The sequence below is a fragment of the uncultured Maribacter sp. genome (assembly GCF_963977385.1).
Classification (GTDB): domain Bacteria; phylum Bacteroidota; class Bacteroidia; order Flavobacteriales; family Flavobacteriaceae; genus Maribacter.
The window spans coordinates 358,440-376,471 of the sequence record NZ_CAXBOU010000002.1 but is presented as its reverse complement, the minus strand read 5'-3'; the positions used below and the strand labels follow the sequence as shown (position 1 = coordinate 376,471).

Sequence of the window (18,032 nt, the reverse complement as noted above, 5' to 3'; positions counted from 1 at the left end):
CTATTAATAATTAGTGCTTATTTTAATTTTGGTTCTTCTTCAAAATCCTCATCTTCTATTGCCCTTTTTAATAAAGATTCTGGAATAGATTTTTTTGCCTTAGCCCCCATTTTTTTCAATTTCTCAATACTATTGACAATATTACCACGACCATCGACTAGTTTGTTCATGGCGCCACGATATTCTCCTTTGGCTTCATCCATTTTCTTGCCCACCTTCATAAGGTCGCTAACAAAACCTTCAAATTTATCATAAAGCGCACCAGCTTGGCGTGCTATTTCAATAGCATTACGTTGTTGTTTTTCATTATTCCACATACTATCGATAGTGCGTAAGGTAGCAAGAAGGGTAGAAGGGGTTACAATAATTATATTTTGCTCAAAGGCCTTATTGTATAAAGAATTATCTTGGTTGATGGCTATGGCAAAAGCAGGTTCTATTGGAACGAACATCAATACAAAATCGGGACTTTCCATTTCATAAAGATCTTCATATTTTTTTGCAGATAATTGGTCTACATGTCTTCTAAGAGAATTAATGTGATCTTTCAAATGCTTCTCTCTAAATTCTTCATCTGCATTTACATAGCGCTCATAATCGGTTAGAGATACTTTTGAGTCTACTACCATTTTCTTTCCATCTGGTAGGTTGATGATAACATCGGGTAATACACGACTACCATCGGCTCGGGTAAAACTCTGTTGTACGGTATATTCTCTGTCTTTTTCTAGTCCCGATTTTTCTAAGACACGTTCTAAAACCAACTCGCCCCAATTACCTTGCATTTTACTATCACCTTTTAAGGCTTTGGTTAAATTTTCTGCTTCTTGGGTAATCCTTAAATTTTGGGACTGTAGATTTAGAAGTTGCTCTCTCAAAGCAGAGTGAATACTTATATTTTCTTTCTGGCTAGCTTCTACCTTTTTCTCAAAAAGTTGAATTTTCTCATTTAAGGGAGTTAGAATATCCTTGATATTCTTTTCGTTACGCTCTGTAAACTTTAAGCTCTTTTCTTCTAATATTTTATTGGCAAGATTTTCAAATTCTTTGGTGAATTTTTCTTGAAGTTTTTCTACTTCTTCTTTCTGCTCTCTATTTTTATTTTGAAGATTTTCTAAGTCTGCCTGATACCGTACAATTTGGTTTCCAAGATTTTCTTTTTCTGATTGTAGACCTAGTCTATATTGCTCGGCATCTTTTAAACGATCTTGTAGTACAGATAGATTGTTGTGCATTTGCTGCTCACGTTCCTCTAAGGCACTTTGTTTCGATTTAGTTTTAAGGTGCTGAATATAGGTCCCAAGAAAATATCCTATAGCAAGACATAGGATACCAACAAGAAGATATATATAAATTTCGTTCATTACTTATCTAAAGAAGTTGTAAAGATACTGGATCACCTATTAAAGTTTTGAGAGCATAACTTGTTTTAATTAACATATATAATCTTAATTAAAATAGGGATAGCTTTATTTTTTGATTTTAAATGACCCGGTATTAGGGTCGAAGGAAATCATATCAGACGGGAAAAGGGTCTCGAAACTTTTGTTTTCAATAAGCTTGCATGGTTCATCAAATACATTGCTTACACCATCTAAAATCAACATCTTATCACACAACTGAATAGCTAATTCTATTTCATGACTAGTGAAAAGAATCGCTTTATTGGTTTTATGGGCAATTGATTTCAATAATTTTAAAATTTGAACTTTATGGTATAAGTCTAAATGTGTTGTAGGTTCATCTAACAGAATTATATCGGTATCTTGAATTAAAGCTCTGGCGATCAGCACACGTTGTAATTGCCCGTCACTCAATTCAAAGCACTTCTTATCTAAGAAGGTTTCAAGCTCAAGTAGTGTTACAGAATTATTAATAATAGAAATGTCTTCTGCCGATAATTTCCCTAACCAATTGGTGTATGGTTGTCTACCTAATGCCAATAATTCTTTTACAGATAGGTTTTTTGATGCAATAGGTTCTGTTAACACCACACTTACTTTCGTAGCCATTTCTAGCTCATCGAAAGTTTCAAGTTCATTACCATCAATGTTTATAGAACCAGAAATCTTTGGTTGAAACTTTCCAATGGTGCGTATTAAGGTAGATTTTCCAATTCCGTTAATACCTACAATAGCAGCAAGCTCACCTTTTTTGATATCAAAAGAAATAGCAGAAGCAATGACTTTTTTGTCATAACCAACGGACAAATCATTGACTTTTAAAGTGCTATTTAGGCTTGTATTTTTAATGGCTTGATGTCATTTAAATTAAAATATCATTTTCTTTTTACGAATAAGTAACCAAATAACAACAGGTGCACCAAAAATACTAGTTATAGCATTTATGGGTAAAACACTTACTGAACCTGGCATTTGGGCTATGGTATCACAAACAAGCATTAAAATAGCACCACAAAAAAGTACTGCAGGTATAAGTATTTTATGATCTGTAGTATGAAATAATTGTCGTGTAACATGAGGTACTGCCAAGCCAACAAAGGCTATTGGCCCTGCAAAAGCAGTAATGCAGCCAGCAAGAAGTCCTGTTGCGACAATTATGGTGTAACGTGATTTTTGTAATCGAACACCCAAACTCTTTGCATAGTTTTCTCCTAGTAAAAAGGCATTAAGTGATTTGATGGATAGAATACTTAATAGAATACCAAGTATTGTACAAATAGCAACTATTGCTAATTGTTTCCAAGAAAGGTTGCCTAGGCTTCCAAAAGACCAAAAGATATATTGCTGAAGTTTCTCTGCCTTTGTGAAATAGGAAAGAACACTAACTATAGCGGCGGTGATGCTCCCGAACATCAACCCAATGATTAAAAGTGCCATAGTATCCTTTACTTTAGTAGCAACCGATAAGACAACTATCAGAACTAGAAAACTACCTAAGCTAGAGGCAATTGCCAAAGTAATATCATTAAATGCCGAAAAGGTCAATAATCCTGAGAATAGGGAAGACCCCATTATTAATAACGCAGCACCTAAACTTGCTCCAGAACTAATGCCTAAAACATAAGGGCCAGCTAAAGGATTTCGAAACAACGTCTGCATCAAAAGCCCGCTTAAAGACAGTCCGCTACCAACGAAAATAGCAGTTAGTGCTTTGGGTATTCTATAATTCCAAATAATATACGTGTTTGAAGACTCTTCTGTAGCTGAATTGAAAATTACTTTAATGGTGTCGATAAACGATATGCTAACCGAACCCAAACTTATATTAATTACAAAGCATGCAATTAGCCCAAAAAGTAGAACTATAAAATGAATAGCGAATGTAGGTTGTTTTGACAATTAAAGTAACGGTTTAAAAAAGAAGGGTTTATAATTTGGTAGTAAACCCGGGTGTAAAATATGAATTAAATCTTTCAATACTAAGTCGGGTCTTTGTGGGGCTAGTTCGTAATATAGTGTACCACCAGTTTCACCTAAAGTATTTGCAGTGGTAAATATATTTTTATTTTGAAAAGCATCAAACTGTTTATAATGATTACTCGATGATTCCATTTCTTGATAGGTTGAAAACTGAGCAGGACCAATCCAATAGTCAGCCTGCTTGCCAATATCCAACACGCTTTCCCAACTTAGAGATAGGCTTCCGTTTTCAGGGTCATTATTCCAAAGATATTCTGCATTGGCATCTTTTAAGAAATTAGCTGCCCAGCTCTTACCGCCTGGTAAATACCAAACATCTTTGTAAAGAGCCCCACTGAGTACAGTAGGCTTAATTGTAGCGGTAGCGGCCAATTCTTTTGCATCGAGATATGATTTTTCAATTTCCCCAAAAATGGTATTCGCTTCTGTTGACTTATTAAAAAAGGGAGCAAAGAACTTTATCCATTCTGCCTTGCCTAAAGGAGTTTCTTCTACCCAATCACCATTATAAACGACAGGTATATTCGACCGTTGAATAGTTTCATAAATACTATTACCACCATTGATGGCAAACCCAAATATGACATCAGGTTGTAATGCTAAAACCGCTTCGGTGTTTAAATTTTCATTAATACCTAATTCTTTTATTTTGCCCTCATCAATTAGAGTTCTGGCATTTTTTGATGAAATATACTTGGTATCTGGAAATCCAATAAGCTTATTCAATACCCCTAGCTCCTCTAATGCGGGTATGTGAGTTGTTGAGGTTACCACCACATTTTCTACAGGAACCGCAACAATAGCGTCATAGTCATTTCTGTTTATGTTCACCTTTGCTTGAATTTCTTTGGGGATCAAAGCATAGGTATAGGTTATGTCTGCATTTGGCCAGGGTACCAATACTTTAATTACCGTTATACCCGATGACAAATTCTCGATGGTAAAACCTTTGGCATGCGTAATAGAAGTAACGCTTTCTTGAATTTGTACAGGTACCGAATCTTTTTTTTGCTGTCTGCATCCGCATAAAAAAAGTAGAAATATTAAAATGAGTAGGTGTTTGAACATCTATGATTTACATCTATTTTTCAAAAGTAGTATTATAAAAGTTTACTTAGAAAGATTAAACTAAATGTTTACTTTCGCCGTGAATTTTGGTTTTCACTGCTTTTTGTAGCGAGATTAAAAGGGAATCCGGTTTAAATCCGGAACTGTTCCCGCAACTGTAAGTTTATGTCAAACTACGCTATTGGCAAATAGATTCCGTTTGGCACTTCTTTTAAGAAGATGTTATTTTCTTCAAAGCCACTTTGTCAACTGAACCGGTTCAGAAAACATGGGAAGGCGGAATAGCATAAAACAAGTCAGGAGACCTGCCTTATTCAAACAAGAAATGTTAAACTTTCGGGATAGAGGTTTACGTATGGGTACAGACATACTATGCTCCCGTTTATGAATTTAAACGAATGAAAAATTATTTTTTGTGGCCAACGGTCACAGTATTACTATGCGCCAAAGTGGGTGCACAGCAACAACAAGATTCCATTAATCCATTACAATTAGACGAAGTTGTCGTTAGTGATTCACGTTTTGAGCTAAAACGTGAAAACTCCGGTAAGACGGTAATTTCCATTTCTCAAAAAGAATTGGAACAAAACCAAGGACGCTCTGTTGCAGAAATTATCAATACTAAAAGCGGCATTGAAATAAACGGAACCAGAAGTTATGCCGGTCAGAACTTATCTGCCTATGTAAGAGGAGGTAATAATCGTCAAGTTTTGGTCATTATCGATGGTATACAAGTTTCAGACCCTTCTGGAACAAGCGCCGAATATGACCTTAGGCTTTTGAATACTTCTCAAATAGAAAGTATTGAAATTTTAAAAGGAGCTGCAAGTACACTTTATGGAAATTCAGCAGCAACAGCAGTAATTAACATAACTACGAAAAAAGTTAAAACGGTGGGTTTTTCTCTAGATTTACTTTCTAGTATGGGTACCAACCAATCTGAGGATAATCAGAATTATAACATTTCTGATTTTTCAAACACAGTGAACCTTAGTGCTATAAAGGGAAAGTTGACATTTTTGGCTTCTGGAGGTCATCAATTTACAGATGGTTTATCTGCAGCCATCGGTACTGAAGCAGATGCATTTTCACGAATTGATGGGAATGTGAAAATTGGTTATCAAATTTCTAAACATTTTGATATTACAGCTTCTGCATTTTATAATAAATTAAATAGCGATTATGACAATGGCTTTCCAATTGAAGATGCCGATTTTTCATTCACCAGCGAGCAGTCACGATTTGGATTAGCTTCTAAGTATAGTTATGAAAAGGGGAGTATACATGTGAATACGGCATTCAACCAAATTGATAGGTCTTTTGTATCGAGTTTTCCGGCAGCTTATGATTCTCGTTCGTATGTATTAGATGTTTTTAACAAGTATACGTTTGTTGAAAAATTTCATACCATAGTTGGTTTGAATTATATTGATAATCAGACATTATTTTCCGAAGAGCAGAATTCTAACACTGTTGATCCTTATGTGAACATGGTATATGTTGGCGAAAAGGGTTTGAACTTAAATGCTGGGGTTCGTCTTAATAATCATAGTAACTACGGTTCAAATTTTATTTATAACATTAATCCATCTTACAGAATTAATATAAATTCTGGGTATTTAAAGTTTTTAGGTTCATATGCTACCTCATATATAGCACCGAATTTATCACAATTATATGGCCCATTTGGAGCTAATCAAGATTTGAATCCTGAGGAAGATACTACCCTAGAAGGTGGTGTTGAATATAGAATATCAGATAAGCTTATGATAAATGCCGTTTATTTTAATAGAACGGAAGATGATCGTATTGAATATGTAACCATAGATCCAAATACCTTTGAAAGTCAATATCGTAATTCTGAAAATACGGCTCATTTTAATGGAGTAGAGGTAGGCTTTAGTTCTAAACCTACTAAAGGTTTGACTATTGATGCGAACTATACGCTTACGAATTCTAAAGAAGGCTTAGCGCTCAGAGTTCCAAAGAATAAGGTTAATGTGAGTTTAGGTTATACCCTTGGTGTAAAAACATTTATAGGTCTTACTTACCAATATGTTTCTGACAGAACAGATACTGATTTTGCAACCTTTTCAGAAGTAACTTTAGGAAGTTTTAGTTTGGCAAACCTGCAATTGAAACATGATTTTTCCAAAAGGTTTGGAGCTTTTATTGGTGTTGATAATATCTTGAATGAAAAATATACAGAGTTAGTAGATTATACTACTAAAGGAAGAAATTTACGATTAGGATTTAAAATGAGTTTATAAGTAAAAAAGGACAGCTATTTAGCTGTCCTTTTTTTTGTTTTTAATTGGTCTAAAACTCTAAAACTCTAAATCGTAAACCGTATCATCAATCATTTTATTATTAATAGGATTATTCACTTTAGAACTGATAAAAACATCTATCGGATTGTTAACGGTGAAATCACGTTTACCAGTTTGTCCAGTAATAGCCTCAATAGCTTTAGCTAATAAAGGTTCATTTTGATCTCCTAAAATACCAAGGTTACCGTAATCTTCCTTTAGAATAATATCTGGTTGTAGACCGCTCGTGAAATCAAAAAAACCATCCGCATTTTCGTTTCTACCAATCAATGGTTGAATGGCCCAAAGATTGTTCTGATTGATTTTGTCTACTCGTGAAGGAGTATACAAGTAAGAATTATCGCGATCGTCAACTAATGTAGTTGAAAATTCATTTTTTCCTCGGGTAACGTCTCCAATTTGAATAACATCAATATAAGGTTCTAAACTATTGATTAGTAATTCGCTTGCTGATGCAGAACTTGAAGAGGTTAAAACATATAATTTAGAGAAGCCTAATGAGTTAATAGTCTTACCATTAACTTTATCAGCAAAATAAACTTCTAGTTGACTATCGTTAAATTGTTCTTGAAGTTTATCGTTGTATCTTTTTCTTAAAAAAATATCAGATGTATTCGTATCATAAATCATACTAGCAAGCAGACGAGTGGTATTTACAGAACCACCTGGGTTGTATCGCAAATCCATAATTAGATTGGTAATACCTGCAGACTTTAAAGCTACTATGGCAGCATAGAGGTCATCATCATATTCATTGGTAAATTGGTTATACATGATGTAGCCAATATTTTCTCCTGCAATTTCGAAAGACTTAGAAATAAAAACTGGATTTTCAGAAAGTGCTTGTTCTTTAGTAAGTGTAACCTCTTCTTCGTTAGGTAAAACGTTACCATTCGAAAAATCTGCCATATTTAAAGTATAGGTGTCATTTGCTCCGAAAAGTAATGATGTGTAGTTATCTAATGTTAAGGTTTGACCGTCAACACCTGTAAATAAATCACCACGTTGAATAGCTACATTTGATGCATTTGAATTAGGTACGATGTAACGTACAAAACCAAATAATTCTTCACTGTCTTGAAAACGGACCAGTCCGAATTCCAAACCATTACTTTTAGAGATACCTGCTAAAGAATTGGTAAGCTCACGATAATCGGAGTTATAAAAACTAAATCGGTCCTCGATGTACTGCAGTTTATTTTCAAAAAATTCAGCAGGATTATCTTCTGAATCTAAGAAAGCAGTATATGCTGCACGACCTTCATCTGTATTTTCGAATCGGTCATCAGCCAAATCATCTACATTGGATTGCCAGAAATACCAAAAATTCATTGATTTCCACATAAAATCTTGAACTTCTACATCGGCTGAACCATCTGGGTCAATTGTTTTAGGTAATGATAAATCATCATCCTTAGAACACGAAAATATAACTGCGGTAAATAATAATAATAATAAAGCCTTCTTCATAAATAGAGAAACTGAAATGTTTTAGATTTATTTCCTTGGTAATAAAGGATTTTTAGAATCTGAAATGTTTTTATTCAATAATAATGTCGCATTTTTAGGATTATAAAGCTTAGAACTTGAAATTACACGAGCAGGTATAGTCACCTCAAAACTTCTTTTGGCGCCTATTCCCGTAATTTCTTGTATTGCTCTTGCTAATAGAGGCTCATTGGCATTACCAAGAATTCCTAAGTTGGTAATATCTTCCTCAAGTTTAATATCTGGTATTAAACCATCAGCATAATCAGAAAAACCAGCGCTATTTTCTACTCTGCTAATTATAGGCTGTAATCCCCATTGTACATTAGGGTTTATATTATCTACTCTTGTTTCGTCATAAACATTACCTCCTTCTGGATCATCAACAAATAATACAGACCCTTGATTTTTACCAACTGTAGTAGTACCAATATGTACAACATCCATATAGGGTTCTAAGCCAACCATGACCAATTCACTTGCAGAAGCAGAACTTTCTGTAGCGATTATATACACTTGACTTAGATTCAATGTATTTAAAGCTGCATTTGAACTACCACTGACGGTACCTGTAGTTTTTACAAAAAAGTTATCGGTGTCGCTGCTATCAAAAACGGCTTGTAATTTAGAATTGTATATTGTTCTAAATAGCAAATCTGCAGTATTTGTGCCATGAATTAAACTGGCTAATACCGCTGCAGTTGTACCTCTGCCACCTAGGTTATATCGTAAATCTAATACTAAGTCGGTTACCCCTTGAGACATGAAATCTGCAAATACAGCATTCATGGCATCTTCGGTTCCAGGAACAAATTGATTGTACATGAAATATCCAATTTTTCTATCTCCAGAAGTAATTACATTGGTTACCAAAATAGGATCTTCTTGTAAACCTTCAGCTTTTGTTAATGTAACTTCTTTATCAATTGGGCTTATTGTATTATCTACTATTTCGGCCATGTTTAAAGTATAGGTGTCATTATCACCGAATAGAAGGTTAATATAGTTATCTCGATTTAAGCGCGTACCGTTAACCCCAGTAAATACTTCACCTCTTTTGATATCTTGATTAGAGGCATCCGAATCTTTGATGATATATTCTACATAACCGAAAACATCATCTGTATCCCCGATTAATGAAAGTCCGAATTGTAGACCATTACTTTTAGATACACCTGCAGAGTTATTTACTAATTCAGTATAATCTTCATCATAAAATGTAAATCTGTCTTCTGAGAAAAGTAGTTTGTTTTCTAAAAAATCTACAGGAATAGGGTTTTCAGCAAGAAATTCTTCATAACCAGCTTGGGTATCAAAACGGTCATCTGCTAAATCTTGTACATCACCTTGCCAAAAATAGTAGCTATTTAGAGTTTGCCAAAAAAAATTTTGAACTTCAATATCAACTACAACCGGTACTTCTTCTTCAGGAATTTCGATTTCTTCTTCTTCAATTATTGGGTCATCATCATTTTTATTACAAGAGACAACAATGATTCCTAGGCATAGGAGGGATAGGAAAAATTTTTTCATAGCTTTTTTTAATCTTTATTTATATCAATAAACATTCCACTTTCGAGGGTATTTTGTTCAATACAAAAATAAATGTTTATGTAAGTACGTATATAAGCGGTATAAGGATGTTAAATTTAGGTACTAGCTATCTATTTAAAAATTAATTGTAACAAAAATCGTTCAACTTCGTCTTCTTTTTGTAAGCCTGTTAGCAAGCTTATGAACAGCCAAACCAAAATGAAACAAACAGAGTTTTTAAATATTGTATTACCATTTAAGGATAAGTTGTTCCGCATGGCCAAAAGGTTGTTGGTTTCGACGGAGGAGGCTGAAGATGCTACGCAAGAGATCCTTATTAAATTATGGGCAAAGAAAAATAAAATGGAGACCTATAATAATGTTGAGGCATTTGCGATGACAATGACAAAGAATTTCTGTTTGGACAGGTTGAAATCTAAACAAGCTAGTAATTTGAAATTGGTTCACAGTAATTATACCGATTCAAGCACATCTTTACAAAGTGAGTTAGAAGCCAAGGATAGCATAAGTTGGGTTGAACGCATTATGGCCGAATTACCAGAGCAACAAAAAATGGTGTTACAGTTGAGAGATGTAGAGCAGTATGAATACGAAGAGATAGAAAAATTATTGGATATGAAACCTACAGCTATACGGGTAGCCTTGTCCAGAGCACGAAAAACCGTACGTAAAAAATTAATGGAAAAGCATAATTATGGAATTGCATAACATAGAAAAATTAATAGAGAAATATTTTGAAGCCACGACTACGGTTGCTGAAGAAGAAACCCTTAGGGCGTATTTTTCAGAAGAGAATGTCGCATCTCATTTAGAGAAGCATGCACCTTTGTTCAATTATTTCACAAAAGCAAAAGAAGAACGCTTTACAAAGCAGATCCCATTAAAACCTAGAAAAAATTATTTGAAATGGGTTTCTGTTGCCGCGATAGCAGTCTTTATGGTCGGGTTGTATATGTATCAACCAACGCCAGCCCCAGTTACTTTAGCAGACGAGTATACACAGGAGGAAATTGAGTCTGCACAAGAGGCTTTTGCCTTATTAGCAATGAATTTCAATAAAGGTACTGAGCAATTGTACTATTTAGAGGAATTTGAAAAAACAACAAATAAATTTTTAACGAAAAAATAATTACAATGAAAAAGATAATACTATTAACGATGTTGGTGCTGGCTCCGATTATTTCAAGAGCTCAAGATATTTTCGATAAATACGAAGATAATGACAAAGTAACCTTTGTTGCCATGCAACCTAAGATGTTTCAAATGTTAGGTAAAATGAGCGTAAGCTCTGATGATCCAGAAGCAAAAGAGTTTTTTGAACTCGTAAATTCAATTACAAGCTTTAAAGTAATTACAACCGATGATGCAGCCATTTCTAAAGATGTAGATAATTGGGTGACCAATCGCTTAAAAAGTTCATCATTTGAAGAATTAATGCGAGTTAGGGATGGTGGTTCTAATGTGAAATTTTATGTAAAGGAAGGTAAAGACAGCGACCATGTAAAAGAGCTTTTAATGTTTGTAACCGGTATGAAAGATATGGATATAGACATCAATGGTAAAAAACTAGAAACGGTTTTACTATCCTTAACAGGAGATATCAATTTACGATCGGTATCGCAGTTGACTGATAAAATGGATTTACCAGGAGGTGACCAATTAGGTAAAGCATCAAAAAAGGGGAATTAAATAATAGTCAAAAAGCGCTAATCCCCAAATTAAATTAGCGCTTTTGATAAACAAGTATTCATCAATTCATCAATCACTTTTATCCTATAATTGGGTAGAAGTACTAAAAACAACAATCATGAAAAAAGTAGCAGTAGTATTTTTAATGGCAATTTTACCCACATTGGGTTTCTCACAGTCTGTATTTGATAAGTATGAGAATATGGATAACGTTGGATCTGTAATCGTTAACAAGGGTATGATCGACTTAGTCTCTAAATTAGGAGGAATGAGTGATGATGCCGAAGCGAAGGAGTTTATGGATGTAGCGAGCGGACTTAAAAATATAAAAGTTTTTATGACCGAAGACGCATCGGTTTCGGCAGATATGTCTGCAACGGTTAAGAAGTATCTTAAGTCTTCGAAATTAGAAGAATTAATGCGAGTAAAGGACAAAGATGTAAATGTTAAGTTCTATGTTCGAGATGGTGCAAAAAAGGATCATGTGACAGAATTATTAATGTTTGTTTCAGGATTGGATAATGTTGACATAGGTGATCATGGAAGAAAACTAGAAACTGTTTTGGTCAGCCTAACTGGTGATATCGATTTAAACAAAATTGGGTCGATCACCAACAAAATGAATTTACCGCAAGATTTGAATAAAGCTTCTGGTAAGTAAATAATTTTTAGGAAAGGACCTTTCGTTAAACTGAAAGGTTCTTTTCTTCAATTTTAAATAAAAGCATTATGAAAAAAGTATATTGGGTTATAGCATTGGTAATTGGTTTCACCATTTCATCTTGTTCTTCAGAACAAAGTCTACAGCAGTATTTCATTGCTAGTTCCGAGAATCCAAATTTTATGTCTTTTGATTTACCCTCCAGTCTTTTGAACTTAGAAAAGGCAGAATTGAATGAAGCTCAAAAAAAGGCGGCAAGTTCGCTTAAGAAGTTGAATGTTTTAGCATTTCAGAAAAAAGATAATAATGGTGCCGACTATAAAGTGCAAAAGGCAGCTATTAAATCTATTTTAAACAGTTCTGATTTTAGTGAACTAATGAAAATGAATACATCTTATGGAAAAGCCACTATTCAAATGAAAGGTGATGATGACACCATTGATGAAATTATTATCTATGGAGATAATGATGAAAAAGGATTAATTCTTGTTCGTGTTTTGGGAGATGATATGAACCCTGCAAGTTTTGTCCAATTAATACAAGCTATGGAAAAATCTAATTTCGATGGCAAAGGTCTCGAACAACTTGGAAATTTAATAAAAGGTTAATTATTAACCGTATTTGCATTAAGTACAGCCCATTACATATTTGTAATGGGCTTTTTTTTGCTTTTAGTTCAGGTTTAAACGTATTTTTAATGTGACCTTTTAAAAAAGATTGTGTCATATAATTGAGGACGATTAAATAACAACCTAAACAAAAAACTATTTATAATGGAAGACGCACAAGTATGGATTGACAAGGGAATTGATTTTATAATGGTATTTGGACCAAAAATTATTGGTGCAATTTTAATTTATATTATTGGCTCTTGGGTAATAAAGAAGTTGGTTGGTGTAGCTAGAAAAGGTATGACCAAACAAGAATATGACGAATCTTTAAAAAAGTTCTTATTAAGTCTAGTAAAATGGGCACTTACTATTTTTCTTATTATTACGGTTATTTCAAACTTAGGGGTAGAGACTACGAGTTTTGCTGCAGTAATTGCTGCCGCCGGTTTGGCTATTGGTTTGGCCTTACAAGGCTCTCTTTCCAATTTCGCAGGTGGTGTTTTGCTTATTATTTTCAAACCATATAAAATAGGAGATTTAATAGAAGCACAAGGCGTACTAGGTAATGTGAAGGAAATTGAAATTTTTACAACTAAGTTAGTTACTCCTGAAAATAAATTAGCAATTGTACCTAATGGAGCTATGGCAAATGGCAACATTATAAATTATACTGCAGAAGGTAAAATTAGAGTTGATACTACAGTAGGTGTTGATTATGGTTCAGATCTTCAGAAAACAAAAGAAGTATTATTAGCGATGTTGGTATCAAACCCTAAGGTATTAAAGGATCCAGCTCCTTCGGTAAACGTTTCTGAATTAGCAGATAGCTCTGTAAATCTTGCAGTGCGCCCTTTCTGTAAGCCAGAAGATTTTTGGGATGTATATTTCGCAACGATCGAAGGAACTAAGAAAGCATTGGATAGTGCAGGTATTGAAATTCCTTATCCACACGAAGTACAAATTAATAAATAAATTAGTCCAGTTAGTTGAAAATAAAAACCCGTTGAATAATTCAACGGGTTTTTTATTTTAAAGAATTATTCGTTTACAATTTGTAAATTATTCTTCCCGAAATCCAGTGTTCTAATTGGAAAAGGAATATTGATGTGTCGTTCATCAAAATGCTTTTTAATGATTTTTATTGCTTTATGTCTGGCTGCATGTTCTTGCTTAACATTTACACAATCTGACCAAAAACGTACCATAAAGTTGATAGAACTATCACCAAATTCTGTAAAAAAGAACTCTACGGTTTCATCATCGTTCTGTTTAAAATTATCAGCAACAATTTTCACAGTCAAATCTTCTACCATTTGTAAGTCACTTTCATAACCAACGCCACAATTCACAAAAATTCGATTTCTTTTATTCATAGAATAATTAGTAAATGAACCGTCTATAAATTTTGAATTTGGAATTACAACAATATTATTGTCGGGTTTTTTTAGAATAATATTTCGTAGACTTATTTCAGTCACAAACCCAGAAACACCATCAGCAGAAATAAAATCGTTAATTTTAAGTTGCGGCATAAAAGATAAAATAAGTCCGCCGAAAGTATTACTTAATGTGCCTTGTAATGCCAAGCCAACAGCTAAGCCTACAACACCTGCACCAGCCAAAATACTTGTTAGTACTTTGTCTAAATCTAAAACCCCCAGAGCTATGAAGAATCCTATTAAGATTATGATAACGAAAACAACTTTGGCAATAATCTCCTGTATAGAAACTTGAGATATTTTTCTGAGGATTGTTCTTTTTAATATTTTTCGAACTCCTCGAGCTAAAAAGTAAAATAGAAACATTACCAAAATTGCCATTAAAAAATTTGGTAGTTTTAGGATAATGGCATCTAACCATCCATCTAATTTATCCCATAAATTATTAAGAGACTCCTCGACTGAAAAATTTGTTTGCATGTACATCTAGTTTTGTGTTCGACCAAAATATATAGGATACAAACCACAAAATAAAATACAGAACACGCAAAGAGACTCTTGTAATGCTATTGAACTAAAGAAAAGTTTTAATGAATTAAAAGTGATTTAAATACCCGTATAATTACTTGGGGATATTTGCTTGAGCTCTTTTTTGATAGCGTCAGAAACTTCTAAGGTATCAATGAAATTTGCTATAGAAGCTTTATTGATTTTTTCGTTTGTACGAGTAAGTCCTTTCAAAGCCTCATATGGATTAGGATAGCTTTCGCGTCTTAAAATAGTTTGAATAGCTTCGGCAACAACTGCCCAATTATTCTCTAAATCTTGCTCAAATTTCTCTCTATTCAATAATAGCTTGTTCAATCCTTTCAAAGTAGATTGGAAAGCAATCATAGTATGGGCAAATGGTATTCCAACATTACGAAGCACGGTACTATCGGTTAAATCTCGTTGTAATCTTGAAACAGGTAATTTAGCAGACAAATGTTCGAAAAGCGCATTCGCAATACCCAAGTTACCTTCTGAGTTTTCAAAATCAATAGGATTTACTTTATGAGGCATTGCCGACGAACCGACTTCACCTGCTTTAATTTTTTGTTTAAAATAGTCCATGGATACATACGTCCAAAAATCACGATCTAAATCTAAGACAATGGTATTAATACGTTTAAGGCCATCGAAAAGTGCAGCCATATGGTCATAATGCTCAATCTGTGTTGTCGGAAAAGAATGTTGAAGACCTAGTTTTTCTTGAACGAAATTTTGACCGAATTCTCTCCAATTTATAGAAGGATAAGCAACTAAGTGAGCATTAAAATTACCTGTAGCACCACCAAATTTAGCAGCACTAGGTATATCATTCAATAAATTAAACTGTTCCTTTAATCGAACAACATACACCATAATTTCCTTGCCCAATCGGGTAGGAGAAGCAGGTTGCCCATGTGTTCTTGCTAACATTGGTATGTCTGCCCATTCTAATGTTAGAACATCTAGCTTTTCAAGCAATTCGAAATATTGAGGAACATATACTTCATTCATCGCTTCTTTAATAGAAAGCGGAATAGCAGTATTATTAATGTCTTGTGAAGTCAATCCGAAATGGATAAACTCTTTAAATTTTGATAGGCCTAAAGAATCGAATGCTTTTTTGATGAAATATTCAACCGCCTTGACATCGTGGTTGGTGACTTTTTCTATTTCCTTAATTTCTTGAGCATCTTCAGTAGTAAAATCAGTATAGATTTTACGAAGTTCACCGAACTTAGAAAAATCAAATGAGGATAGCTGTGGTAAAGGTATCTCGCAAAGAGCAATAAAATATTCTATTTCTACCCTTACCCTGTATTTGATTAAGGCTTCTTCAGAAAAGAAAGGAGAAAGTGACTTAGTTTTTGAACTATAGCGACCGTCAATAGGAGAAATGGCATTTAATGCGTTAAGAGACATAATTAATGGTTGAATTAATAAGCGGCAAATATACTTATTAGTACCATAGTTTAAAACTCTATAGCCTATAAGTTACTGGCAAAAAGTGATATTTAAATAAAGTAAATCAAACTTATAAATTGGAACTTTTATTTTTTTCAAGCACCGCTAGAGTCATTCTAGCACGTGCTTTATACGCAGCACTACCATTTTCATAATTCTGTTTTAAAATGAGTTCTAGTTCTGGGTGTATCCATGCAATTTTTCTACCAAGTAATAGCAGTGTTGTCATTGAATACGCTTTAGGTGCAACTTTATGATCACCAATGAGCCAATCGAATGCTGCTTCAGAAATTGCATTTAAATGATCTTCGGTAAGTATACTGTTTACGTTAGATATTTTTATAGCATAATAATTTTGAACAAGAAGTTGGCATATTTTTGAAGCTGGTCGAATAGATGATTCTAAGGTTAAACTAGATAGTGAATGAATAAATGTATTAATTGAAGGATATATAAATTGCAGGTCTTTTTTTGCTATAGATTCTAAAACCCAAGTGGCTTTACAAGAAATTGGGTCTAAATTATCTTTAGAGATTTCTATTAAAATAGGAATAAGGTAGGGCTGTTCTTGAATTTTAACCGCCATCTTACTACGATTTTCCCGTGTAGCATTAACGTAATTCAGTGCCTCGCAAAGCTCTACCTTGTTCATAAAATTGTATCTTTATTCGATATTTCCCCCAAATATGAAATTACTAAAAAAAATTAGCCTAGGTGTGGTTTTAGTATTGATAGCCATGCAATTTTATAGTCCTACAAAGAACATTTCACCAGGTAATCATACTCAGATTTTTATCAAAGAAACTAATCCTTCTCCAGAGTTAAAAGCCTTGTTTGAAACCTCTTGTTATGATTGCCATAGTAATAATACTGCATATCCTTGGTATAATAATGTTGCTCCTATTTCTTATTGGATTGATAATCATGTGAAAGATGGAAAAAAACATTTAAATTTTTCTGAATGGAAAACGTATTCAATTGATAAAAAAGACCATCTTTTAGAAGAGATAGAGGAAGAGGTAGTTCAGAAAAATATGCCTTTAACGGAGTATACTTATTTACATAATAATGTTCAACTTACGGACAAAGAGGTCGGTGAGCTTGTAGAATGGGTAAAAAAAACAAGAATTATTTATCAATTAGGGAAGCAACCAAAGTAGGGACACCACTTACTGCATTTTCTGAGATTATAGTTAAATTACTATTAGGGGTGTTGTTAATTGCAGGTTTTGGGTCAATGAAGTATATAGGAGTACTTGATTTCGCAAAATCAATGAGGCTTGCCGCTGGATATACTTGCATTGAAGTACCTATTATAATTAGGAAATCTGCCTTCTCTGTGATGACGATAGCATCTTCTAATAAGGGTACCGCTTCTCCAAACCAAACAATATGTGGTCTAATTTGATATCCATTTTCGCATTGATCTCCTAATAGAATATCATTCTTACATTCAAAAGTATTTTCAGTAGAAGCGATACTTCTTGCTTTTAATAATTCGCCATGCAAATGAAGTACTTGTGAACTACCTGCTCGTTCATGTAAATCATCTACATTTTGGGTTATAATATGCACATTGTATTGCTTTTCTAATTCCGCCAACGCTACATGTGCTTTGTTCGGATGAACACTTAATAACTGTCTTCTTCGTTGGTTGTAAAAATCTAAAACTAACGCTGGGTTATTTTGAAAACCTTGTGGTGATGCAACTTCCATAACATCATGACCTTCCCAAAGACCATTAGCGTCCCTAAAAGTTTTTAATCCGCTTTCAGCTGATATTCCTGCCCCGGTCAATACTACAATATTTTTCATGT

The 18,032-nt window shown here is 33.8% G+C and carries 18 protein-coding genes and 1 riboswitch; of the genes, 8 read left to right on the top strand and 10 right to left on the bottom strand.

Annotation, left to right across the window (positions count from 1 at the left end):
* Positions 1-17 precede the first annotated feature (17 nt).
* From rmuC to AAC084_RS05065, 4 genes are all read right to left on the bottom strand, one after another.
* Positions 18-1,364 carry a DNA recombination protein RmuC gene (rmuC, locus tag AAC084_RS05080; RefSeq protein WP_339837776.1) on the bottom strand — a complete coding sequence of 449 codons (1,347 nt, stop codon included), beginning with the start codon at positions 1,362-1,364 and terminating at the stop codon, positions 18-20.
* Positions 1,365-1,469: 105 nt separating this feature from the next.
* On the bottom strand, positions 1,470-2,210 hold the full coding sequence (locus AAC084_RS05075; protein WP_339837774.1) for an ABC transporter ATP-binding protein: 741 nt from the start codon (positions 2,208-2,210) through the stop codon (positions 1,470-1,472).
* Positions 2,211-2,270: 60 nt separating this feature from the next.
* Positions 2,271-3,302, bottom strand: coding sequence for an iron ABC transporter permease (locus AAC084_RS05070; protein ID WP_339837771.1), 1,032 nt, complete (start codon positions 3,300-3,302; stop codon positions 2,271-2,273).
* Positions 3,303-4,451, bottom strand: a complete 1,149-nt coding sequence (locus AAC084_RS05065) for an ABC transporter substrate-binding protein (protein WP_339837768.1) — start codon at positions 4,449-4,451, stop codon at positions 3,303-3,305. It abuts the gene before it with no gap.
* Positions 4,452-4,521: 70 nt separating this feature from the next.
* Positions 4,522-4,779, top strand: a riboswitch (cobalamin riboswitch).
* Between the two features lie 70 nt (positions 4,780-4,849).
* On the opposite strand from AAC084_RS05065, the gene AAC084_RS05060 reads away from it, so the two are divergent.
* Positions 4,850-6,721 carry a TonB-dependent receptor gene (locus AAC084_RS05060; RefSeq protein WP_339837766.1) on the top strand — a complete coding sequence of 624 codons (1,872 nt, stop codon included), beginning with the start codon at positions 4,850-4,852 and terminating at the stop codon, positions 6,719-6,721.
* Between the two features lie 57 nt (positions 6,722-6,778).
* Here AAC084_RS05060 and AAC084_RS05055 read toward each other — a convergent pair whose 3' ends face one another.
* Positions 6,779-8,251, bottom strand: coding sequence for a S41 family peptidase (locus AAC084_RS05055; protein ID WP_339837764.1), 1,473 nt, complete (start codon positions 8,249-8,251; stop codon positions 6,779-6,781).
* A gap of 27 nt (positions 8,252-8,278) precedes the next feature.
* Positions 8,279-9,802 (bottom strand): S41 family peptidase, encoded by a 1,524-nt coding sequence (locus AAC084_RS05050; protein ID WP_339837761.1) that lies wholly within the window; start codon positions 9,800-9,802, stop codon positions 8,279-8,281.
* Between the two features lie 219 nt (positions 9,803-10,021).
* Here AAC084_RS05050 and AAC084_RS05045 point away from each other — a divergent pair, with 219 nt between their 5' ends.
* The 6 genes from AAC084_RS05045 (at position 10,022) to AAC084_RS05020 (ending at position 13,756) form a co-directional block, all read left to right on the top strand.
* A complete protein-coding gene (locus tag AAC084_RS05045; protein WP_339837759.1) occupies positions 10,022-10,531 on the top strand; it encodes an RNA polymerase sigma factor in 510 nt (169 codons plus the stop codon).
* Entirely contained in the window at positions 10,518-10,952 is a 435-nt protein-coding gene (locus AAC084_RS05040) for a hypothetical protein (RefSeq protein WP_339837757.1), read from the top strand. Before AAC084_RS05045 ends, AAC084_RS05040 begins: the two co-directional genes overlap by 14 nt.
* 5 nt (positions 10,953-10,957) lie before the next feature.
* Positions 10,958-11,512, top strand: coding sequence for a DUF4252 domain-containing protein (locus AAC084_RS05035; RefSeq protein ID WP_339837753.1), 555 nt, complete (start codon positions 10,958-10,960; stop codon positions 11,510-11,512).
* Between the two features lie 118 nt (positions 11,513-11,630).
* Positions 11,631-12,173: a DUF4252 domain-containing protein gene (locus AAC084_RS05030; protein WP_339837752.1), complete on the top strand. Its 543-nt coding sequence runs from the start codon at positions 11,631-11,633 to the stop codon at positions 12,171-12,173.
* Between the two features lie 68 nt (positions 12,174-12,241).
* Positions 12,242-12,781, top strand: coding sequence for a DUF4252 domain-containing protein (locus AAC084_RS05025; RefSeq protein WP_339837751.1), 540 nt, complete (start codon positions 12,242-12,244; stop codon positions 12,779-12,781).
* Between the two features lie 165 nt (positions 12,782-12,946).
* Positions 12,947-13,756: a mechanosensitive ion channel domain-containing protein gene (locus AAC084_RS05020; protein ID WP_339837748.1), complete on the top strand. Its 810-nt coding sequence runs from the start codon at positions 12,947-12,949 to the stop codon at positions 13,754-13,756.
* A 65-nt stretch (positions 13,757-13,821) separates the two neighbouring features.
* On the opposite strand, the gene AAC084_RS05015 is transcribed toward AAC084_RS05020, so the two are convergent.
* From AAC084_RS05015 to AAC084_RS05005, 3 genes are all read right to left on the bottom strand, one after another.
* On the bottom strand, positions 13,822-14,703 hold the full coding sequence (locus AAC084_RS05015; protein WP_339837745.1) for a mechanosensitive ion channel domain-containing protein: 882 nt from the start codon (positions 14,701-14,703) through the stop codon (positions 13,822-13,824).
* 126 nt (positions 14,704-14,829) lie between these two features.
* Positions 14,830-16,173 (bottom strand): adenylosuccinate lyase, encoded by a 1,344-nt coding sequence (purB, locus tag AAC084_RS05010; RefSeq protein WP_339837743.1) that lies wholly within the window; start codon positions 16,171-16,173, stop codon positions 14,830-14,832.
* A 112-nt stretch (positions 16,174-16,285) separates the two neighbouring features.
* Entirely contained in the window at positions 16,286-16,867 is a 582-nt protein-coding gene (locus AAC084_RS05005; protein WP_339837741.1) for an adenylosuccinate lyase, read from the bottom strand.
* A gap of 34 nt (positions 16,868-16,901) precedes the next feature.
* Between AAC084_RS05005 and AAC084_RS05000 the strand changes: the two genes are divergently transcribed.
* Positions 16,902-17,375, top strand: coding sequence for a heme-binding domain-containing protein (locus AAC084_RS05000; RefSeq protein WP_339837738.1), 474 nt, complete (start codon positions 16,902-16,904; stop codon positions 17,373-17,375).
* Here AAC084_RS05000 and AAC084_RS04995 read toward each other — a convergent pair.
* Positions 17,344-18,030 carry an NAD-dependent deacylase gene (locus AAC084_RS04995; RefSeq protein WP_339837736.1) on the bottom strand — a complete coding sequence of 229 codons (687 nt, stop codon included), beginning with the start codon at positions 18,028-18,030 and terminating at the stop codon, positions 17,344-17,346. The genes AAC084_RS05000 and AAC084_RS04995 overlap by 32 nt on opposite strands.
* Between the last annotated feature and the right edge of the window lie 2 nt (positions 18,031-18,032).

Coding starts and splice junctions, on each gene's coding strand:
- AAC084_RS05050 (WP_339837761.1), bottom strand. CDS start 9,802: ATGAAAAAATTTTTCCTATCCCTCCTATGCCTAGGAATCATTGTTGTC.
- rmuC (WP_339837776.1), bottom strand. CDS start 1,364: ATGAACGAAATTTATATATATCTTCTTGTTGGTATCCTATGTCTTGCT.
- AAC084_RS05060 (WP_339837766.1), top strand. CDS start 4,850: ATGAAAAATTATTTTTTGTGGCCAACGGTCACAGTATTACTATGCGCC.
- AAC084_RS05020 (WP_339837748.1), top strand. CDS start 12,947: ATGGAAGACGCACAAGTATGGATTGACAAGGGAATTGATTTTATAATG.
- AAC084_RS05045 (WP_339837759.1), top strand. CDS start 10,022: ATGAAACAAACAGAGTTTTTAAATATTGTATTACCATTTAAGGATAAG.
- AAC084_RS05040 (WP_339837757.1), top strand. CDS start 10,518: ATGGAATTGCATAACATAGAAAAATTAATAGAGAAATATTTTGAAGCC.
- AAC084_RS04995 (WP_339837736.1), bottom strand. CDS start 18,030: ATGAAAAATATTGTAGTATTGACCGGGGCAGGAATATCAGCTGAAAGC.
- AAC084_RS05025 (WP_339837751.1), top strand. CDS start 12,242: ATGAAAAAAGTATATTGGGTTATAGCATTGGTAATTGGTTTCACCATT.
- AAC084_RS05065 (WP_339837768.1), bottom strand. CDS start 4,451: ATGTTCAAACACCTACTCATTTTAATATTTCTACTTTTTTTATGCGGA.
- AAC084_RS05055 (WP_339837764.1), bottom strand. CDS start 8,251: ATGAAGAAGGCTTTATTATTATTATTATTTACCGCAGTTATATTTTCG.
- AAC084_RS05030 (WP_339837752.1), top strand. CDS start 11,631: ATGAAAAAAGTAGCAGTAGTATTTTTAATGGCAATTTTACCCACATTG.
- AAC084_RS05000 (WP_339837738.1), top strand. CDS start 16,902: ATGAAATTACTAAAAAAAATTAGCCTAGGTGTGGTTTTAGTATTGATA.
- AAC084_RS05015 (WP_339837745.1), bottom strand. CDS start 14,703: ATGCAAACAAATTTTTCAGTCGAGGAGTCTCTTAATAATTTATGGGAT.
- purB (WP_339837743.1), bottom strand. CDS start 16,173: ATGTCTCTTAACGCATTAAATGCCATTTCTCCTATTGACGGTCGCTAT.
- AAC084_RS05005 (WP_339837741.1), bottom strand. CDS start 16,867: ATGAACAAGGTAGAGCTTTGCGAGGCACTGAATTACGTTAATGCTACA.
- AAC084_RS05035 (WP_339837753.1), top strand. CDS start 10,958: ATGAAAAAGATAATACTATTAACGATGTTGGTGCTGGCTCCGATTATT.